This is a genomic window from Lachnospira intestinalis (genome assembly GCF_040095895.1).
GTDB lineage: Bacteria > Bacillota > Clostridia > Lachnospirales > Lachnospiraceae > Lachnospira > Lachnospira intestinalis.
The window spans coordinates 443,352-461,084 of sequence record NZ_JBBMFS010000001.1 but is presented as its reverse complement, the minus strand read 5'-3'; the positions used below and the strand labels follow the sequence as shown (position 1 = coordinate 461,084).

The following is a 17,733-nucleotide window of genomic DNA, read 5'->3' as shown; positions in this document are numbered from 1 at the left end:
TTTATTCTCCTCTTGATTTTTCAGTTCTTATTATCTCTGCATTTGAAAATCAGTTTTTATTATCTTTTCATTTCAAAAAACAATGAACTGAATTTATTAAATTCTGCTGATTATATTTATTAAATCATATCGTTTTATTTACTATACCAGAAATGCTCTACGCATCAATTTCCGCCTCGTCTGCATGTGCATAGATAAACTGCTTACGCGGCGGTACTTCACTGCCCATTAACATCGAAGTTACCTCTGTTGCCAGTCTGGCATCTTCGATTTCAACCTGTTTTAAAATACGCGTTTCAGGATTCAGCGTAGTTTCCCAAAGCTGTTCCGGATCCATTTCTCCCAGACCTTTGTAACGCTGTAATGAAAATGAGCCGCTTGGATGCTTCTTTCTGTACTTTTCAAGTGCCTTGTCATCATACAGATATTCGACTGTTCCCGCCTTTGCGCCTTTTTCCTTTTTCTTTAACTCGGCACGGTAAAGCGGCGGCGTTGCAAGGTATACGTGTCCCTGCTGAATCAGCTCCGGCATAAAGCGGTAGAAAAATGTCAACAGCAGTGTATCAATATGTGCACCGTCCACATCGGCATCGGTCATTAAAATAATTTTATGATAACGCAGTTTGCTGATATCAAAGTCGTTGCCGTAGCCTTCAAGAAAACCACAGCCGAAAGAATTAATCATCGTCTTGATTTCCGCATTTGCAAGAACCTTATCAATACTTGCTTTTTCTACATTTAAAATCTTACCACGAATTGGCAGAATTGCCTGTGTCCGTCTGTTTCTCGCTGTCTTTGCCGAACCGCCGGCAGAATCTCCCTCGACAATAAAAACTTCACATTCCTCCGCATTACGGCTTTCGCAGTTTGCCAGCTTTCCGTTGCTGTCAATCGAAAATTTCGGCTTTGAGAGCATATTGGTCTTTGCCTTTTCTTCGGCACGTCTGATTTTTGCAGACTTTTCTGCGCAGGCAAGCACAGCCTTCAAGTCGTCTAGATGTTTGTCAAAATAAAGCTGGATTTCATCATTTGTCACGGAACTTACTACCGTTCCCGCGTCCGGGTTGTCCAGTTTGGTCTTTGTCTGTCCTTCAAAACGCGGCGCCGGGTGCTTCACTGCTACAATCGCCGTCATACCGTTGCGGACATCAACACCGGTGAAATTCTGGTCTTTTTCCTTTAAAATACCAAGCTCCCTCGCATACTGGTTCATGACCATGGTAAATTTCGTCTTAAAACCGGTGATGTGCGTTCCACCCTCCTGTGTATAAATGTTGTTGCAGAAGCCTAAAATATTTTCTTCAAATTCATTGACATACTGGAATGCAACTTCCACTTCAATGCCGTCTTCGCTCTTTTTATAATACACAATATCCTGCACCGGCTCTTTGCCTGTATTTAAGTCCTTTACATATGCCTTAATGCCGTCCGGCTCATGATATGTTGCTTCTGCTGCCGGTTCAATGCGGTTATCCGTAAAATGAATCGTCAGTCCGGGGTTCAAATAAGCCGTCTCATGCAGACGGCTTTGAATAGAATCGGCTTTAAAACGTGTTTTTTCAAAAATTTCTTTATCCGGCAGGAAAGTAACTGTCGTTCCCGTATCGCTCTTTCGGCAGGTACCGGTCTTTTCAAGCGGATACATCACTTTACCGCGCTCATAACGCTGACGGTATATGCCGCCGTCTACGTGAATTTCAACCTCCAGCCATTCTGAAAGTGCATTGACAACAGATGCACCTACACCGTGAAGTCCACCTGAAATCTTATATCCACCGTCACCGAACTTGCCACCCGCATGCAGAATCGTAAAGACAACCTCCACTGCCGGGATTCCTGCCTTCGGGTGAATCCCAATAGGAATTCCTCGTCCATTATCCTTAATTGTTGCCGTGCCGTCCTTATTTAATGATACGTCAATCTGCGTACAGTATCCTGCCAGATGTTCATCGACCGCATTATCCGCAATTTCATAGATTAAATGATTCAGCCCCTTTGTTCCGACACTTCCGATATACATGCCGGGACGTTTGCGGACTGCTTCCAGCCCCTCCAAAATGGAAATACTGGACGCATCATATTTCTTTTCTGCCATGATTTTCTCCATTCTTTTTCTTATTTCTATTTTATATTTTTTATCTTTTAAATATCTTTGCTGTCAGAATCACATTACAAATACGTAATTTATTTTACCAGCTCATTAAAAACTGTTTCAAAGCTTACCGGCAGTTCTGTGGCATTGGCGGTCTTCTTGCTGTTCCAGACCTTCTTATTCATTTCCACATACTTAGAAGCTTCATAGCTTTCAAAGACACTGTTAAAATATTCCAGCTTCTTTTCATCCATCAGCGCCGTTTTATTAGCTTCCGTTTTGGACTTTTCATTGTCACTGGTACAGCGGATAATGTAATATTTTCCGCCTGCTTCAACAATACTGCTGGTTTCGCCTGTCTTTAAATTAAAGGCTGCCGTTTCAAATGCCTGTTCCATTTCACCGCGCTTGCATTCTATTTCGGATTCTTCTTCCCCGCCAAAATCCTTTGCTACGGAATAGAACGACTCTCCGTTATCCAAACGCTCTTTTGCGGAAGAAATGTCCGACTTGGAACCCGCACAGATGTACTGTATTGTAATCACTCTTGCATCATCGGAGCTGACTTCCGTATTAATCTGCGAAGTTACATCGTCATATAATGTATCTGCAATTGCAAACTCCGTAAACATTTTTTCAATCTGGTCTTTTGTTACATTTAACGCTGAAACCTGCTCCTGTGTCAGTGCATTAAAAAATGTATCTGCCGCACTGCTTACGGCATCTTTCTGGGTACGTGAAAGCACAACCCCCTTTTCCTTTGCCGAAAGATTCATACATTTTACGCGGATTAACTTGGAGCGCACCTGTTCCTTTACATAGTCATCCATGTTGACACCTTCCATGCTCTGACTCCACACACCGCTTCCGAAAACATTTTCATATTCCTTTTTCGCATCGGAAAGCAGAATATCTGCCTCCCATGTGTAGGCTTTTGAATTGCCTGCTTTTAATACGACATCATCTTTTAAACCTGTCGAAATGTATAAAAATGTTCCGTTAAAAAATTTTATATATCCTGCAATCAGCGCCACTGCCACTGCAAATATAACCAGTCCGATAATTCGTTTTTTTCCTCTTTTCACCACAATCCTCCTGCTGTTCCGGCTTTTCACCGATTTTTTCAGTCCCCGGAACGAAAATATTTCATGTTATTATAACATTAATTTTCATTTTAGAAAAGCTATTTTGAGTTGATTTTCTTTGTTTTAAGTTTGCTTCTTGTAAAATGTTCTGCTATAATATTTTTAATTAAATGCTGTTTGGATTCGACAATTCCATACAGGCTGTTACGCAGAACAATATAATAAATATAGCAAAGGAATGTATGCTTATGAACGGTAAAATGAACATGTCTATTTCGCAGATTTTTCAAAAAGACGGCAAACCGACAGCTTTCGTACTGTTTAGCGAAGGCAGAAAAAGTGCCGAGGGTAAAATTCCGGACTGCACGATTATTTCCAATGACGGCTTTTCCGAAAAGGAAGTCAAAGCACTGGAACTGTATCTGAAAATGCAGCAGGAGTCTATTTTAAAGACTGCAAAAGAAGTGAATATTATGAAAGCGTTTATGCAGAATTAAAGGCAAAAGTTAAACCAGTCCACCGATTCTTTTTATTGTGATTGAATCGGCGGATTCCGACAGCATCAGCTATCTGATTTGATGTATAGCCTATCTTATGCATATTCAAAACAATCCTTGCAACTGCCTTATCCTCAATTCCCTGACTCAGATTACACATAATGCTCCAATCAAACGATGTAATTCATATTTCTCATCATGTTTTGGAAGTTCATTTGTAATGCCGATTAACACAATATTCAGCAAATCAAGAAAGCCTGCTTTTTAACCTCCACTCTTGACAAAGAGCCTTTTTATTGTCAATACAAAAACACCCCAGTAATATATAAGCCCAACCGCCTGATATATTCCCGGGGTATCATCTATTCTGTCAATTACCTTACATCACTGCCTGAATATCCTCTGCAATCTGCTCCGGTGTCAGATGATTTGCCTTTAAGACATCTTCGACATTATATCTGTCTAAAAATTCCTTCTTTAATCCGAAGTTTAAGGTCTTGATATCCGAAGCACCGTAAAAACGTGCGATTTTTTCACCGAAACCACCGTCTAACACGCCGTCTTCAAGTGTCACAACCATACTGTGTTCTGCTTTCAGATTTTCTAACAGTTCACTATCTAAGCCTGTGATAAATCTCGGATTAATCAGTGTTACATGGATACCGGATTTCTTTAAAAGTTCTGCTGTTTCCTCGCCTAATGTATAGAAATCACCCAATGCAAGAATTGCCACTTTACTGCCTTTTTCTGTAACTTCATAGCGGTTTAATGTGCTGTAATCCGCATCAACCGGTCTGCCGGAAGTTGCCACACCTGTTGCAGGTACACGGATCGCTACCGGGTGGTCTTTCTGCTCTACTGCCCAGTCAAGCATTGCAAAATATTCTTCCTTACAGGTCGGTGCAAGGTATACTAAATTCGGAATATTTGCAATCATCGGAATATCGAAAAATCCGATATGGGTAATATCGTTCATTCCGTATACGGAAGCACAAAATGTCAGAATTGTTGCAGGACTGTTATTGACACATAAATCCTGTGATAACTGGTCATAACATCTCTGTAAAAATGTGCTGTACACACCGTAAACCGGCTTTGCACCGCCCGTTGCTAGTCCGGATGCAAGTGCAACCGCATGTTCCTCCGCGATACCTACATCCACAAACTGTCTTCCCGCCTGCTCTCTCTTATCATTTGTAAAACCAAAAACCGTCGGTGTTGCGGAAGTAATTGCTACAACAGAAGCGTCTTCTTTCATTTTCTGTAACAGATAATCTGCGGTCAACGTACCGTAATCTTCTCCACCGTCATAATTTCCTTTTGTTTTGCCGGTTTCAATATCAAATGGCATATGCCAGTGCCAACTTTCCTTGTTTTCTTCTGCCAATGTATATCCCTTACCCTTTAATGTATGGATATGCACTGCAACCGGCGCCTTAGAATCCTTGACCCTTTTAAATGCGTCAATAAGCTGTGTCAAATCATTGCCGTCTTCCACAAAAACATAATTTAAGCCCATTGCCTTAAAAATGTTGCATTCTGCCTGCCCTTTTGTATCACGTAACAACTTTAAATTTTCATATAAACCGCCGTGGTTTTCTGCGATAGACATTTCATTATCATTGACAACCACAATCAGATTGCCGTTTAATTCCTTTGCAAAATCCAGTCCTTCCAGTGCTTCGCCACCGCTTAAAGAACCATCTCCAATAACTGCAATAACATTATAATTTTCATCTGCCAGATCTCTCGCCTTTGCAAGACCGCAGGCAAGACTGACTGAAGTTGACGTATGTCCGATGCAGAAAAAGTCGTGTGCACTCTCGGACGGCTCAGAATATCCCGATACATCATCATATTTTGCTTCATCTAAAAATGCATCTGCACGTCCTGTCAGCATTTTATGGCAGTAACTCTGATGTGAAACGTCAAATACCATTTTATCCTTTGGTGAATCAAATACATAGTGCATGGCAATTGTGGCTTCAACCATACCAAGGTTCGGACCGACATGTCCGCCGTGGACACTTAACTTCTGAATCAGTGCCTGGCGCATTTCGCCTGCAAGCACCTTTAACTGTTCTACATCTAATTTTTTTACATCTTCAGGTGACTGAATCTTTTCCAAATACATAAATTCCTCCATTCCACAGCCATAGTAATGCTGCGTAGTCATTTTTTGTTATTTATAGCATACAACTTAAAGTTTACTTAAAGTCAAGTCTTCTTTTATTTTTTTATTGTTTTTATAAATCCTTAATATTTTATACACCTGTGCTTGCACATTTTTCACGCTTCTGTTATGATAATAATCTGTTTGTAAACTGTCTTTGGGCAGTATCAGCATTCAACAACAATAATTTGATTCAATAATGGAGGTTTTATGGAAAAGAAACATAGAGGAAGCTTTACCGGCGGGCTTGGATTCGTACTTGCCGCCGCAGGAAGTGCTGTCGGACTCGGAAATCTGTGGCGGTTCCCTTATCTGGCTGCACAGTACGGCGGCGGCATTTTTATCTTAGTTTATATTATATTGGCACTGACGTTTGGATTTACACTCATGACCACCGAAATTGCAATCGGACGGAAAACCAAATTAAGTCCTACAAGAGCCTATGCAAAAGTGCATAAAAAATTTGGATTTATCGGACCGATTGCTTTTATCATTCCGGTTATTATCCTGCCGTATTACTGCGTAATCGGCGGCTGGGTAACAAAATACATGGCTGTATTTATCTCCGGACAAAATGAAGCCGCCGCAGAAACTTCGTTTTTTTCAAACTTTATCAGTCAGGAATACGCACCACTCATTTTCTTTTTTATTTTCCTTGCACTGACCGCATTGATTGTCGTGTGTGGAGTTGAAAAAGGAATCGAAAATGTCAGCCGTGTTTTAATGCCGGTTTTAATCATTCTTGCAGTTGTTATCTGCATTTACGTTGTATTACTGCCGGGTTCTGCCGCCGGATTAAAATATTACCTGTTACCGGATTTTTCAAAGTTTTCATTGAAAACCGTCTGTGCCGCAATGGGGCAGATGTTTTATTCCATGAGCCTTGCAATGGGCATTATGATTACGTATGGTTCTTACACACGTGACGATGTCAGCATGGTAAAATCTGTCAATCAGATTGAAATTTTTGATACGGTTATTGCCCTGCTTGCCGGACTGATGGTTGTTCCTGCCGTATACATTTTCAGCGGAGAAGCCGGAATGTCACAGGGCGGCGCCGGACTGATGTTTATTACACTGCCGAAGGTCTTTTCACAAATGGCAGGTGGACGTTTTATGGGTGCACTCTTTTTTACACTGGTATTGTTTGCCGCACTGACAAGTTCCGTATCTGTCATGGAAGCAATTGTTTCGATGATGATGGACCGCTTTGGGCTGAGCCGTATTAAATGCTGTATCGGTATTGTACTGTTTTCCATTCTGCTCGGTGTGCCATGCTCTTTAGGCAACGGTATATGGTCCGGATTTACAATCTTTGGCATGGATTTCCTGACTTTCTGTGATTTTATCAGTAACAGTATACTGCTGCCGGTTGTTGCATTTTTAACCTGCATTATGATTGGCTGGTTTGTCGGCGCCGATTACATTATTGCAGAAGCCACCAAAAACGGCGAAACCTTCAAGCGCAAAAATATTTACCGCATGATGATCCGCTATATCGCACCGGTACTGCTTTTAATTATTTTAGTTTTCTATACACTGGCGCAGTTCGGTGTCATTCAGTATTAATAATGAACAGAATAATAAGTCTGTAAAAATAAAGACTGTGTCTTAACGGCTTTTGATATGTCCCCGGAATCGGGAGTATATTGAACCGTTAAATTCACAGTCTTTTTATGATAGCTCATATTTTTATACTCTGCTTGACAACAATATCTATACACACATTTTAGATTTTACAATTCATGATAATGCGGGCAGAAATCTTCATGATATCTGTCTTACATGCGGAAGCTATCACTTTGTATATAACTTTCAACCGCTTCTTTGTTCAACCGTTCCCCGATTACAATCAGTACATCCTGCCCCTCGGCTATCGGCTGTAAAGTGATTTTGCTATGTGTGGCATTTAATTCCAGCCACTTGTCATTGTCTGCTTTTAAAAATCCTTTTATTCTGAAAATATTACCGCAGTTTTCATCTTCAAACAGCTTTTTTACTGCCGCTTTTAATGTTTCTTCCGACATTGTGCTGTTCATAAAATAAAGCGATTGAAAAACGTTCTGCTCCGATAAATCCATTTTCTGATAATTTTCATAAACGTATCCGCACAGGGAAAAGCTTTCTAAATCCGAATTGGTAAGCTGTATCGTTCCCTTTTTTACAATCTCCGTGTCAAATCTTCTTTTACAGCCGATTTGCGCCATGGCACGGTTTAAATGTGCAATCGTCTGTTCTATCTGCGCTCCGTCTGCTTCGTCTGCATGGCTTAAAAGAATCTTTCCGGCATTGGCGGCTTCCGAAGCCAGCAGATAATCTGCCTCCGCCGACAGTTCATTTTCAAGTTCAGCATCAACGACCGTTATTACATTACCAATCTCATACCAGTTATCCAGCGGTTCTTCATGCAGTACGTCAAAAAATTCGTCCACATCAAAAATACCGGAAGGCTCGACAATCACACGGTCATAGCCACACATCCCCATTGAAATCAGCTTTGTACGAAAACGGCGGATATGCGTTTCTTTATCACAGCCGCCCGAAATCATTTCCAGTTCGCACTGTTCTCCCATTAAATCCTGCAACAGCATCATATCAACATTGACTGCACCGTAATCATTTTCAAGAATTCCGATATGAAATCCCTGTGACATCAGATACTGTGCGTATTTTTTGATAAATGTTGTCTTGCCTGAACCCAGAAATCCTGTAATCAAATCTATCTTTACCATGAATATAATCCCCGTTTCCAAATAATCATAACCTAATCTATTATATGCCATTCATCACCGGTTATCAATGGGGAGTCCTCAAAAACAAAGAAGCAGATACGGCTTCTCCATGTCTGCGGCATCCGGCCAAATCAGTGTGCCTTTTGTATCGACAATCACTTCATAACCGGCACAGTCTGCCTTTTTTGAAAAGCCTTCCTGTCCGTAAATTTCAGTGTTTGACACAGCGTACTTTCCCGGCTCTGCCATTTCAAGTTCTGCTGTCACTCTTCCGCTTACCGTAGTCGGCACATTAATCTGAGCCAGCGTGGTGTAATAATCGGATACACCGCTTAACTTTGACGTCATGGCACAGTCAATTCTTCCGTCCACAGATGTCATCATATGGCATATAATATATGGCTTTTTCATTTTACATTTTTCCTCTGTATACCGGGAAGATACCACTTTCACCATAGCTTTCAATTTTTTTGAAATTTTTGAGTATCTTCATATCTTCATCACTAATTTCAAAATCCACCTGTGAATTAGATTTCATATGCTCTGGATTAGCTGTCTTTGGCAGTGAAACTGTACCAAGCTGGATTGTATAGCGGATACAAAGCTGTGCAACGGTTACGCCGTATTTATCTGCTATAGCCTTAATTTCCGGCTGTTTTAAAATTTCACCATGTGCAATCGGTGAATATGCTTCAACCGTAATGCCGTTTTTCTGGCAGTATTCTACTAGTTCAAGCGGCGTATTACTGATATGAAGTAGAATCTGGTTTACCATCAGCTTGATTTTTGATGTTTTAACAAGGCTTTCAATATCACCAATCTGGAAATTGGATATGCCGATTGCTTTAAGTATGCCTGCCTTGTAAGCATCTTCTAAGGCTCTCCATGCAGCCCGGTTGCCTTCCACATACCGGTCATCACTCTGATTGACCTTATCCCAAGGCTGCGGAGAATGAATAATCATCAAATCAAGATAATCCAGTCCCATTGTTTCAAGTGTTTTATCAATGCCAGCCATCGCTTCTTCATAGGTCTTATGCTCTGCCGCCACCTTACTTGCAACAAAAAGCTGTTCTCTTGCCACACCGCAGGTTCTGACACCTTCGCCAACACCGCGCTCAGAGGCATATTGTCAAGTGTGTATGTAAGATTTTATGAAATTGCTTCTATTTTCATCTGAATCCACTAAACTAAAAAATTAAATCTTCCGCCGATTTTATTCTCATCAGCTTTCTTTTCCTGAAGCTTTTCAAGATATTCTTTCTGACTGGCTGATGATTTTTCTAACTCTGCAAAGAATGTGGTAGTTCCGTCACTATTAAAAGAGATGCCAAATTTTGTAATTTTTGTATCAGTATCTGCATTGTCGTTAGTCTTACCGAATACTCTTTCAAATCCGAACTGGGCATTGATTTCATCTGACATACGCAAGGCTCCCTCAATGCTATGCATTTTTTCTGCATAATACTTCGAATCTGATTATTTACACCTTCAAATCGACATTGTTCTTTTTTGAAACTTCTTTATGCTTTTTCATCGAGAATACTTCTTTTTCTTCCTTTGTATCCTTTGCTTTTTCCAACTGCTTCTGTAGGATTTCTTCGGCTTTTTCACTCATATTCTGAAGAAACGATTTTACTTTTGAATCTTTATGTCCTATTGCCCATGAACTAATATTTCCATCTTTATCTATTGCCCATCCCTGTTCAACTCTCCATCCAATATCTGCTTGTTGCTTTGCAAACTGCTCATCTAATTTTTTCATGTTACCAATTTCTTTTATGTACTCATCTTCTAAGTCTGAATCATTTGCCATTTTTGTTAAAAACTGAGGAGAAATCGCTACATTCGTGGTAATTGATTTACCATATTTCATCCCCGGACTATAATTTGCTGATACAAAACTATAATTGTCAAATTTTTTAGAAAGATAGGAAAGTTCATCCGCTGCAGTTTTTCGGGTTGTCCCTGTCTTTACATCTTCTGTTTGCTCCACAACCTGCTTTTCTGTGGTTTCCTTAGCATTATTTTTCCGTATATTACCGGTATAAGCATTTGTGTAAATATTAGAGTAATTGTTTACACCTGTAACTGCCATACTAACATCTCCTTTCGTATGACAAAGCTTTCATTACCTTTTATTAGCATAATAATCCCAAATACCATTAAGCATTTTCCGATCACCATCTGATACATTCAGATTTAGCCTTAAATCTTTCCAGTCACCCGAATACTGCTGCGATAATTTCTGGTTATCCGACTTGATGGCGGATAAAAATGCCTGATATGCCGAATTTTGGATAACCCCCTTTTCTTTAGATTTTGCAGTATTCTCCTGATTCTCACCTATGTTCTGTTCATTTGCTGTCTGTTCACTTCCTTTATGGTAAACTACCGATGGGGTAAAATCCTGTAATTCTGACCAGATTTCTGTTGAAGTTGCCATAAAATTACTGTGATTTTCATATGCCTGATTCAGCATATCCAGTTCTTTTTCTTTGGTTAATTCCTCAATTTTGCCCGATTCTGTCACATAATACTCCGGCTCATAATCTTGTTCCGCATATTTTTCTTCAATGCTGTTTTTCATTTTGTTATATGCTTCTGCCATTCTGTTTACATGATGTTCAAAGGAATCAGTTTTTACACTCTCTGTATCTTCTTTGACAAATATATCCGTCACTTCCTTCTCAAAACGGTTCTGATAATCCATAGAACTGACAGAAGATAAATGTCGAAAGCTCTCCTGCCCTGTTTTGGAAATGGAAAGTGTATCTGTATACTGTGTCATTTTCTTTTCTAAATCTGCCGGAACATTTTGCTTTGTATTTTCCCTGCTGTTATGTTCGATTGCAGAATATGTAATATTTGTATTATTGTAAATCTTCATAGCTGTTTCCTTCCCAGATAAATACCATTAGACTCTAATATCAATCGGCACATACCTTTTAATTGTGTCTGTTTGTACCATTTCTGCTGCCTCTAAACTATCTGTAGCAAGCTGCTCCTGCAAAACCTCGTCTGGAAGTTCTTCCATATTCTCCACAGTTTTTTCCGTCATCTGCTCTGTCATTTCTTCGGTTGTCTCCGAAAGTTCGTCCATGATTTCAGACATCATGCCCTTGTTTTCCTCTGTTCCAAGAGCTTCATCCACCATTTCTTCCTTTCGTTCTTCTTCTGTTTTAGGCTTATTCCTCTCAGCAGCTTCCGCAATCTTTTCGCCATGTTCTTCTGCCTCGTCCATGACATGAAACATCTGTGAATTATTATACTCCTGATTTGCTGCCGCAATTTCATCCTCATAATTATGAAACATTTCCAGCTTTTCAGAGATTTCTTCCAAACTGTCAGCCTTTCGGTTTTTCAAATTTTCTTTTTGTGCTTCAAAAAAAGCCACCTTATTATCCCGTTCCTGCTGTCGCTGCAATTTTTCCTGTGTACTTTTCAACATATTAGAACTATTAAATCTATTTATCAGTAAACCTCCACCGGATAAATTGACTGTAAAACTCATCTGGTTCCTCCTTCCCGACAAATTAATACAAAAGATTTTTCTTCTTGTCATTTAGGCTTAACATACTATACTTCCTTATCTATCTTACTTGACGTTAGAGAAGAATTCGTTTTAGAATATGTACCATTGTTTGTATAAGTTGCACTTGCCCGGTTCGCAGCATTTGATATACCAGTTGCTTTCTGGGCTGTTTTGCCTACAAAGGAATTGTAACCTGTAAAAACCGTTTTCAGTGAACTGATATCTGCTTTCTTCAATTCATCTTCATCTAGCTCCAACTTATTCCCCTTTCCTATGGTAATACCTATTTTAGAAAGTAAATGACTGGTTTTGTCTGTCATGCCTGTCATCCATGAAGCATTTCTAAGAACATCTTTTGTATTGGATTCTCCTGCCTCCTTAACAACGTCATTATAATCATCAATAAAAGATTTCACTTTTTTGGTAATTGCATCCCAGTCATAATCCTCTACCTCTGTTTCTTCCCCGGTCTTTTCATCCTTCTTTTTTATTTTCTTTTTTTCCCAGAGTGACGCATCGTTTAGTGCATCTGCTGATTTTTTCAGGGAATCCGCACTTGTTTTCATCAGTGTAAGCTTCTGTGAAGTATCGCCTTTACCCGATAATTTTTCTGCATCCTGCTTTGCATAATATGCTTTCATAAGTTTTCCATAGCTTCCGTTTTTAATCGCAGCATAATCAGAAAGCATATTGGTGTTTCCTACGGATGAACTGTCGGAAGTTCCTCCAAATAATGCGGAATAATCTACATTGCTGTTATATTTACTTGTGTAATCACTAAAACTCTTAATCTCTGACATAATACCATTCTCCTTTACCAACTATAAACGAATATCAATCGGTGTATACACTGCCTGCTGTGTTGCATTCTGTGCATTTTCCAGAGTCGGTGTTTCTACTGTCACCTGTGTTTCCCCTTTGATATCCGTATTCTTTACGCTGTCTGTCTCCTCTGCCGCAGCCCCCGCAGATTCCTGTGTTTTCTCGGATTTATCAGTATTGTTCTTTGTTGCAGTGTCTTCTGTATTGCTGTTCTCCGCTTTTGCAGCTTCTTCTACTGATTTATTTGCATCTGCAAGTGTAGACATCTGTGCTGCTGTCGCAGACTGTGCCTTTGCCTGCAGCTCTGCCAGTTCTTCTTCCTTCTTCTCAGTATTTCCTTTTCCGGCATCCTGTTTGATTTCAGATTCAAGCACACTGGCACGTCCCTGTATCTGTGTTGCCATACTTTCCTGCACCTTTGCCTGTTTCATGGAAGAATCTGCGGAAATCATCGCCTGCATACTTGCCTGTGACAATCCGGTGTCTTTCTTTTTAGAAGTGCTACTTGTTCCAGCCACCATATCATCCATAGATGACGAATTTTTACTCTGCTGTTCCTTTCTCTGCTCGATCTGGTGCCGTCTTAACTGCTGATTGAGATTGTTAATCTCCTGCTGTATCTCCTGACGCTTTTTCATCTTATCCTCTAATGACATTTCTTCATTTGATGATAAATCCTGTAGCTTCTGCTGTGCATTTGCAATCTGATTCTGAATATTTTTACTTACAGAATCATTCCCCTGTGACATTCCCATTGTTCCTGTCTGCGTATTTGTCCCACTAAATCCATTGATTCTCATTTTAATCCTCCTTGTTTTGCGAAGCAAAATCCGAACCCTTTGGTGAGGAGAGGATTTGGCCTCCTTGAGCTTAAATTCTGAAATCCGTTTCCTTAAAAATCTGTACAACATGATTTCTCTTTACTGATTCTTTCGGCATATCTTTCTTTACAATAAACAGCGATGTTGTGAACCGCCCTTTTTTTGTTGTGAAGCAAATAAAAAACACTAAATATTCTGATGTTTCACAGATTACTTAGTGCTTTTTGTCCTTATTCTACCTGTAACATAATACTTAGAACCACTTCCTGATTCTCCTGCTCTAAAGATATATCTCCCATATACATCCTTGCAACCCTTCGGATATTATGCAGTCCAATTCCATGCTCCTTCCCGGATTTCGTTGTTTCCGGCAGATCACTGTCCTTATAATTTAACTCTCCCTCATATCTGTTCTTTATGGTTATCATAAAAATACTGTTTTTCCGAAAAGAAGAGATACAGATATAAGGATTTTCTCCACTTACATTTTCCATGCAATTATCCAGTGCATTGTTTAAGATCACGCTTAAATCAAATGCATTTAATTTCGTATCCCCCGGATAATGAAAATCTGATATAAAACGAATCTGCTTTTCCTTTGCTTCTCTTAACTTTTCCATCAGAATCACATCAATGACAGGACTCCCCGTTTTTATCTCAGGAGATATTTCATTCCACTCCTTTTTCAAATGCTCCATATATTCTGCTGCATCATCCATATGATTCTCTGCCACAAGATGTTCCAGCATCTGTATATGATTCCCCATGTCATGACGCAGGCTGCGGATATCCTGATACAGCTTTTCCACTTCCCCGATATGCTTTTTCATATTACTGACCTGATTTAATACCAGCTCCTGCCCTGTCTGTTCTTCCTGTGCCACCTTCCAGTTTTGAAACATCGTAGTCATAACAAGAATTGCTATGATAGAGATAAAATAATGCACAAAGCTTAAAGCTCCATAAAATCCATAGGTATCTGTCAGGCTCTTTCCTGTATCTTTTTCATAAATATTCAGATAATATTGCAGAATGCCATATCCTGTAACTCCCACAAGAGAAGGTATGATAAGCATTACCAGCTCTTTAACGCTCATTTCATCATTTTTGTATACATATGCTTTATTGATCAGACCGATTGCAACTGCAAGGAAAACGATACAAAGCACAATATCCAGAATTCTCGTTCCAGCATAAAGTCCATATTGCAGCCATTGTCTTCCTGCAATCGTATTCCTAAAAACCAGAGCTTTTGTGATAAAATCATCCAGTCTGCCTGCCATTGCAACCGCAAGCCAACGGATAGAAAAAAATGTCACTGCAAGAAATATTTTCTGATAGATGTTTCTTCTGTCCCGTACATACATCACAAAAAATGCAGCCACAACCCCCAGCATATATGCAGAAAAATTGCCAATCTGCTGCGGTATCAGATACAGCACAGACATAATTCCAATATAAACAATACTGACCAGAGCAGCTTCCCTTTTCTTTTTCATATATGGATATACAAAAACACCAAAACAGATTCCTGTAATAATCAAAATTGCAATAACAGAAAACTTCGATGTGATCATCCAGCATCTTTCCACTAAACTCATCTGACTTCATTTCCTTTCCTCTGGTTATACTTCAGATATTGCTTCACAAATTCCGGATAATTCTTTTTTGCAATCAATGCAGTTCCATTTTTCATAGTTACACAAGTTGCATCATATTTTTCTACATATTTAAAATGCACAAGATAGGCTCTGTGTGTTCGGAAAAAATCTGTTCCTGCCATATCACTTAATTCCTGTAATTTACCATAGTATTCAATATCCGTACTTCGTGTATGGATAATAACTTTTCTGTTATACACCTCGGCATACACAATATCACGCAGGAAAATTTTTATATGACTTCCGGCGGTCTGTACCATGATATACTTTTCGTCTTTTTCAAGTCTGGAACTCCTTTTTATGTTATGGACTGCCTTTGTCACAACCTCTTTCAATTTCTCGTCGGAAAACGGTTTAACCAGATATTGAAATGCTCCGACATCAAATGCCTGAAAGACATACTCCTCTGCTGCTGTCACAAAAATGAGTATCATATCCTCATTGTCCTGACGAAGCACCTTTGCCGTTTCCATCCCATCCATTCCCGGCATCTGAATATCCAGAAAAAGAATATCCGGCTTACTGCCACTTGCAATCAGTTCATCACCTGATAAATATTTCTCTATAACCGCATCCGGCAATAGCTTTTTTATTTTTTCTTCCAGTATCTGAACCATAGATACTTCATCATCGCAGATAGCAATTCGCATATTGTCACTTCCTTGCTTACATATATTTATAGCTATTATATCGGATAAGTTCATGCAATATCTATCTGGAATGTTGTGAAATGACCTTTTTTTTGTTGTGAAAAGGGCAGTAAACCATTATTGGTTCACTGCCTTGTCTTCTAATCATGTCTGCAATATTAAAGAAATGAAAGCTTGCCCAACAGTTACGCGAGCTTGAAAGTGATAACTTAATCATCAAAAAAATATATCCTATAATTCCTCCCAAAACAGAATACAGCTTAAGTGAGTTAGGCAAAACACTGATTCCTTTATTGAACTCTATGTGCGAATGGGGACAACAATTTATGGCGGATTAAAAAGCATTTTCTTACTTCAATTTGCTTTGACAACTCCTTTTTCTTTGCTTCTTTCTTCTCCTCCGCTTTCTTTTATCATACGCAAAGCGCCTCAATATCATGCATTTCTGCATAACGCTTGCACGCTTCCACTATAATTCCAGCATCTACTCCACTTCGTTTACGCAAGATATCACATAACGTTCGCTCCATATTATATACTTTTATATTATTTTCTCCAGGAGATCTTACTTGTAATATTCCTTCTTCGTACCACTCTTTCTTCACAGTCAATGCAATGATTTGTTCTTTTTTAACATTCGTAAGATTATAAGTTGCAGGAAATGTCATGTCAAACCTATTTGGCGTTCTGTCAGTTAAATCCAATAAAAAAAGTGCTGTCTCGTTAGAAAAAATTCCTTTTCTAAAACGAGCCTGCAAATTCACAAACTCATCCTCCCATATTTCCGGCAAAATATAAACACCTCGTGCTGTTCGTTCTAATTTTCCCGAATTCAAAAGAGTTTTTATATTTCCACGAAGAATTCCCCTTTCTGTGATATCCGCAGTTGTTACAACTCCATTATTTTCTTTTGCAATCTGGATTATTTGATCTGATACATTCCTTTCATTTTTCTCTTTGACTTTTGTGCTTATTATTATATTATTTTCGAGCATGAAAGTTAATTTGTACTTCTTACAAATTACAACATAAAAAGCAGATACATAACTTCCACCACATATCTGCTTTACTAAAGCTCCAATTCTGCCTCAAGTTGGGGCAGAATTGCAATCGACTTCTAACACCGATACCGTATCCACACCGCATCACTGTCAAATTTTTTCACATCAATTAATTTTAAAATCACATATCTTATTGTAAATCCGTTTACCTATTCATATACAATATATATATCGGCGTAATTGTTTCAATTATAAATCCCATCCCAATTTGTTCAAAACAAAAGACCGAACAGATTATCTCTGAGCGGTCTTTTTCCAGTTACACTATTTAGTTTCGATGGTCAAGAACCCATTGCAATAGGTCTTCATATTCTATTTTCCCAGCTGCAACATCAAGAATAGTTTCGTATAATTCTTTTTGCATATACTTAAGTTCTATCCCGTTCAAAGCAAGAAAAACCAACATTGCATGCGTTCCAATCCTTTTATTCCCATCTATCATACAATGGTTTTTAATCAACCCATATCCTAATCTTGCGGCTTTCGCTTGTATCGTAGGATACAATTCATCCCCTCCAAAAGACTGAAAAGGAGTTTCTAAAGCTGAGTCCCGTAAATTGTAATCTCTAACTCCTTCGCTTCCACCAGTCTGCTAAATCAATTG

General features: G+C 39.2%; 15 protein-coding genes and 4 pseudogenes. 3 read left to right on the top strand and 16 right to left on the bottom strand.

The window, feature by feature from the left end:
- Nucleotides 1-157: 157 nt before the first annotated feature.
- Nucleotides 158-2,095, bottom strand: a complete 1,938-nt coding sequence (locus WMO37_RS02240; RefSeq protein ID WP_022432958.1) for a DNA gyrase/topoisomerase IV subunit B — start codon at nucleotides 2,093-2,095, stop codon at nucleotides 158-160.
- Nucleotides 2,096-2,184: 89 nt separating this feature from the next.
- A complete protein-coding gene (locus tag WMO37_RS02235) occupies nucleotides 2,185-3,177 on the bottom strand; it encodes a peptidylprolyl isomerase (protein ID WP_349154215.1) in 993 nt (330 codons plus the stop codon).
- 248 nt (nucleotides 3,178-3,425) lie between these two features.
- On the opposite strand from WMO37_RS02235, the gene WMO37_RS02230 reads away from it, so the two are divergent.
- Nucleotides 3,426-3,674, top strand: coding sequence for a hypothetical protein (locus WMO37_RS02230; RefSeq protein ID WP_022432960.1), 249 nt, complete (start codon nucleotides 3,426-3,428; stop codon nucleotides 3,672-3,674).
- Nucleotides 3,675-4,053: 379 nt separating this feature from the next.
- Here WMO37_RS02230 and WMO37_RS02220 read toward each other — a convergent pair whose 3' ends face one another.
- Nucleotides 4,054-5,808, bottom strand: a complete 1,755-nt coding sequence (locus tag WMO37_RS02220; protein ID WP_349154214.1) for a 1-deoxy-D-xylulose-5-phosphate synthase — start codon at nucleotides 5,806-5,808, stop codon at nucleotides 4,054-4,056.
- A gap of 249 nt (nucleotides 5,809-6,057) precedes the next feature.
- Between WMO37_RS02220 and WMO37_RS02215 the strand changes: the two genes are divergently transcribed.
- Nucleotides 6,058-7,416 (top strand): sodium-dependent transporter, encoded by a 1,359-nt coding sequence (locus tag WMO37_RS02215; protein ID WP_022432962.1) that lies wholly within the window; start codon nucleotides 6,058-6,060, stop codon nucleotides 7,414-7,416.
- Between the two features lie 212 nt (nucleotides 7,417-7,628).
- On the opposite strand, the gene WMO37_RS02210 is transcribed toward WMO37_RS02215, so the two are convergent.
- The 11 genes and pseudogenes from WMO37_RS02210 to WMO37_RS02160 all read right to left on the bottom strand — a co-directional run bounded on the left by WMO37_RS02210 (nucleotide 7,629) and on the right by WMO37_RS02160 (nucleotide 16,068).
- Entirely contained in the window at nucleotides 7,629-8,579 is a 951-nt protein-coding gene (locus WMO37_RS02210; RefSeq protein ID WP_227089675.1) for a CobW family GTP-binding protein, read from the bottom strand.
- A gap of 78 nt (nucleotides 8,580-8,657) precedes the next feature.
- Nucleotides 8,658-8,990 carry a hypothetical protein gene (locus tag WMO37_RS02205; RefSeq protein ID WP_349154213.1) on the bottom strand — a complete coding sequence of 111 codons (333 nt, stop codon included), beginning with the start codon at nucleotides 8,988-8,990 and terminating at the stop codon, nucleotides 8,658-8,660.
- 1 nt (nucleotide 8,991) lies between these two features.
- Nucleotides 8,992-9,693, bottom strand: a pseudogene (locus WMO37_RS02200) (aldo/keto reductase); the annotation flags it as partial.
- A 71-nt stretch (nucleotides 9,694-9,764) separates the two neighbouring features.
- Nucleotides 9,765-10,046: pseudogene (locus WMO37_RS02195) on the bottom strand (DUF6033 family protein); the annotation flags it as partial.
- Nucleotides 10,047-10,062: 16 nt separating this feature from the next.
- On the bottom strand, nucleotides 10,063-10,677 hold the full coding sequence (locus WMO37_RS02190) for a DUF6033 family protein (RefSeq protein WP_227089673.1): 615 nt from the start codon (nucleotides 10,675-10,677) through the stop codon (nucleotides 10,063-10,065).
- 33 nt (nucleotides 10,678-10,710) lie between these two features.
- Nucleotides 10,711-11,469 carry a hypothetical protein gene (locus tag WMO37_RS02185; protein WP_116443693.1) on the bottom strand — a complete coding sequence of 253 codons (759 nt, stop codon included), beginning with the start codon at nucleotides 11,467-11,469 and terminating at the stop codon, nucleotides 10,711-10,713.
- A 27-nt stretch (nucleotides 11,470-11,496) separates the two neighbouring features.
- Entirely contained in the window at nucleotides 11,497-12,093 is a 597-nt protein-coding gene (locus WMO37_RS02180) for a hypothetical protein (RefSeq protein WP_006859435.1), read from the bottom strand.
- A 65-nt stretch (nucleotides 12,094-12,158) separates the two neighbouring features.
- On the bottom strand, nucleotides 12,159-12,914 hold the full coding sequence (locus WMO37_RS02175; protein WP_227089672.1) for a hypothetical protein: 756 nt from the start codon (nucleotides 12,912-12,914) through the stop codon (nucleotides 12,159-12,161).
- A 21-nt stretch (nucleotides 12,915-12,935) separates the two neighbouring features.
- Nucleotides 12,936-13,736 (bottom strand): FlxA-like family protein, encoded by an 801-nt coding sequence (locus WMO37_RS02170; protein WP_227089671.1) that lies wholly within the window; start codon nucleotides 13,734-13,736, stop codon nucleotides 12,936-12,938.
- Between the two features lie 251 nt (nucleotides 13,737-13,987).
- A complete protein-coding gene (locus WMO37_RS02165; RefSeq protein WP_227089670.1) occupies nucleotides 13,988-15,358 on the bottom strand; it encodes a GHKL domain-containing protein in 1,371 nt (456 codons plus the stop codon).
- Complete coding sequence (locus WMO37_RS02160) at nucleotides 15,355-16,068, bottom strand: LytR/AlgR family response regulator transcription factor (protein ID WP_227089669.1); 714 nt, start codon at nucleotides 16,066-16,068, stop codon at nucleotides 15,355-15,357. Before WMO37_RS02160 ends, WMO37_RS02165 begins: the two co-directional genes overlap by 4 nt.
- A gap of 185 nt (nucleotides 16,069-16,253) precedes the next feature.
- Between WMO37_RS02160 and WMO37_RS02155 the strand changes: the two are divergent.
- A pseudogene (locus WMO37_RS02155) lies at nucleotides 16,254-16,406 on the top strand (winged helix-turn-helix transcriptional regulator); the annotation flags it as partial.
- 75 nt (nucleotides 16,407-16,481) lie between these two features.
- Here WMO37_RS02155 and WMO37_RS02150 read toward each other — a convergent pair.
- Together WMO37_RS02150 and WMO37_RS02145 are read right to left on the bottom strand one after the other, a co-directional pair.
- Nucleotides 16,482-17,063 carry a type IV toxin-antitoxin system AbiEi family antitoxin domain-containing protein gene (locus WMO37_RS02150; protein ID WP_022433334.1) on the bottom strand — a complete coding sequence of 194 codons (582 nt, stop codon included), beginning with the start codon at nucleotides 17,061-17,063 and terminating at the stop codon, nucleotides 16,482-16,484.
- Nucleotides 17,064-17,397: 334 nt separating this feature from the next.
- A pseudogene (locus tag WMO37_RS02145) lies at nucleotides 17,398-17,688 on the bottom strand (type II toxin-antitoxin system death-on-curing family toxin); the annotation flags it as partial.
- Nucleotides 17,689-17,733: the final 45 nt, after the last annotated feature.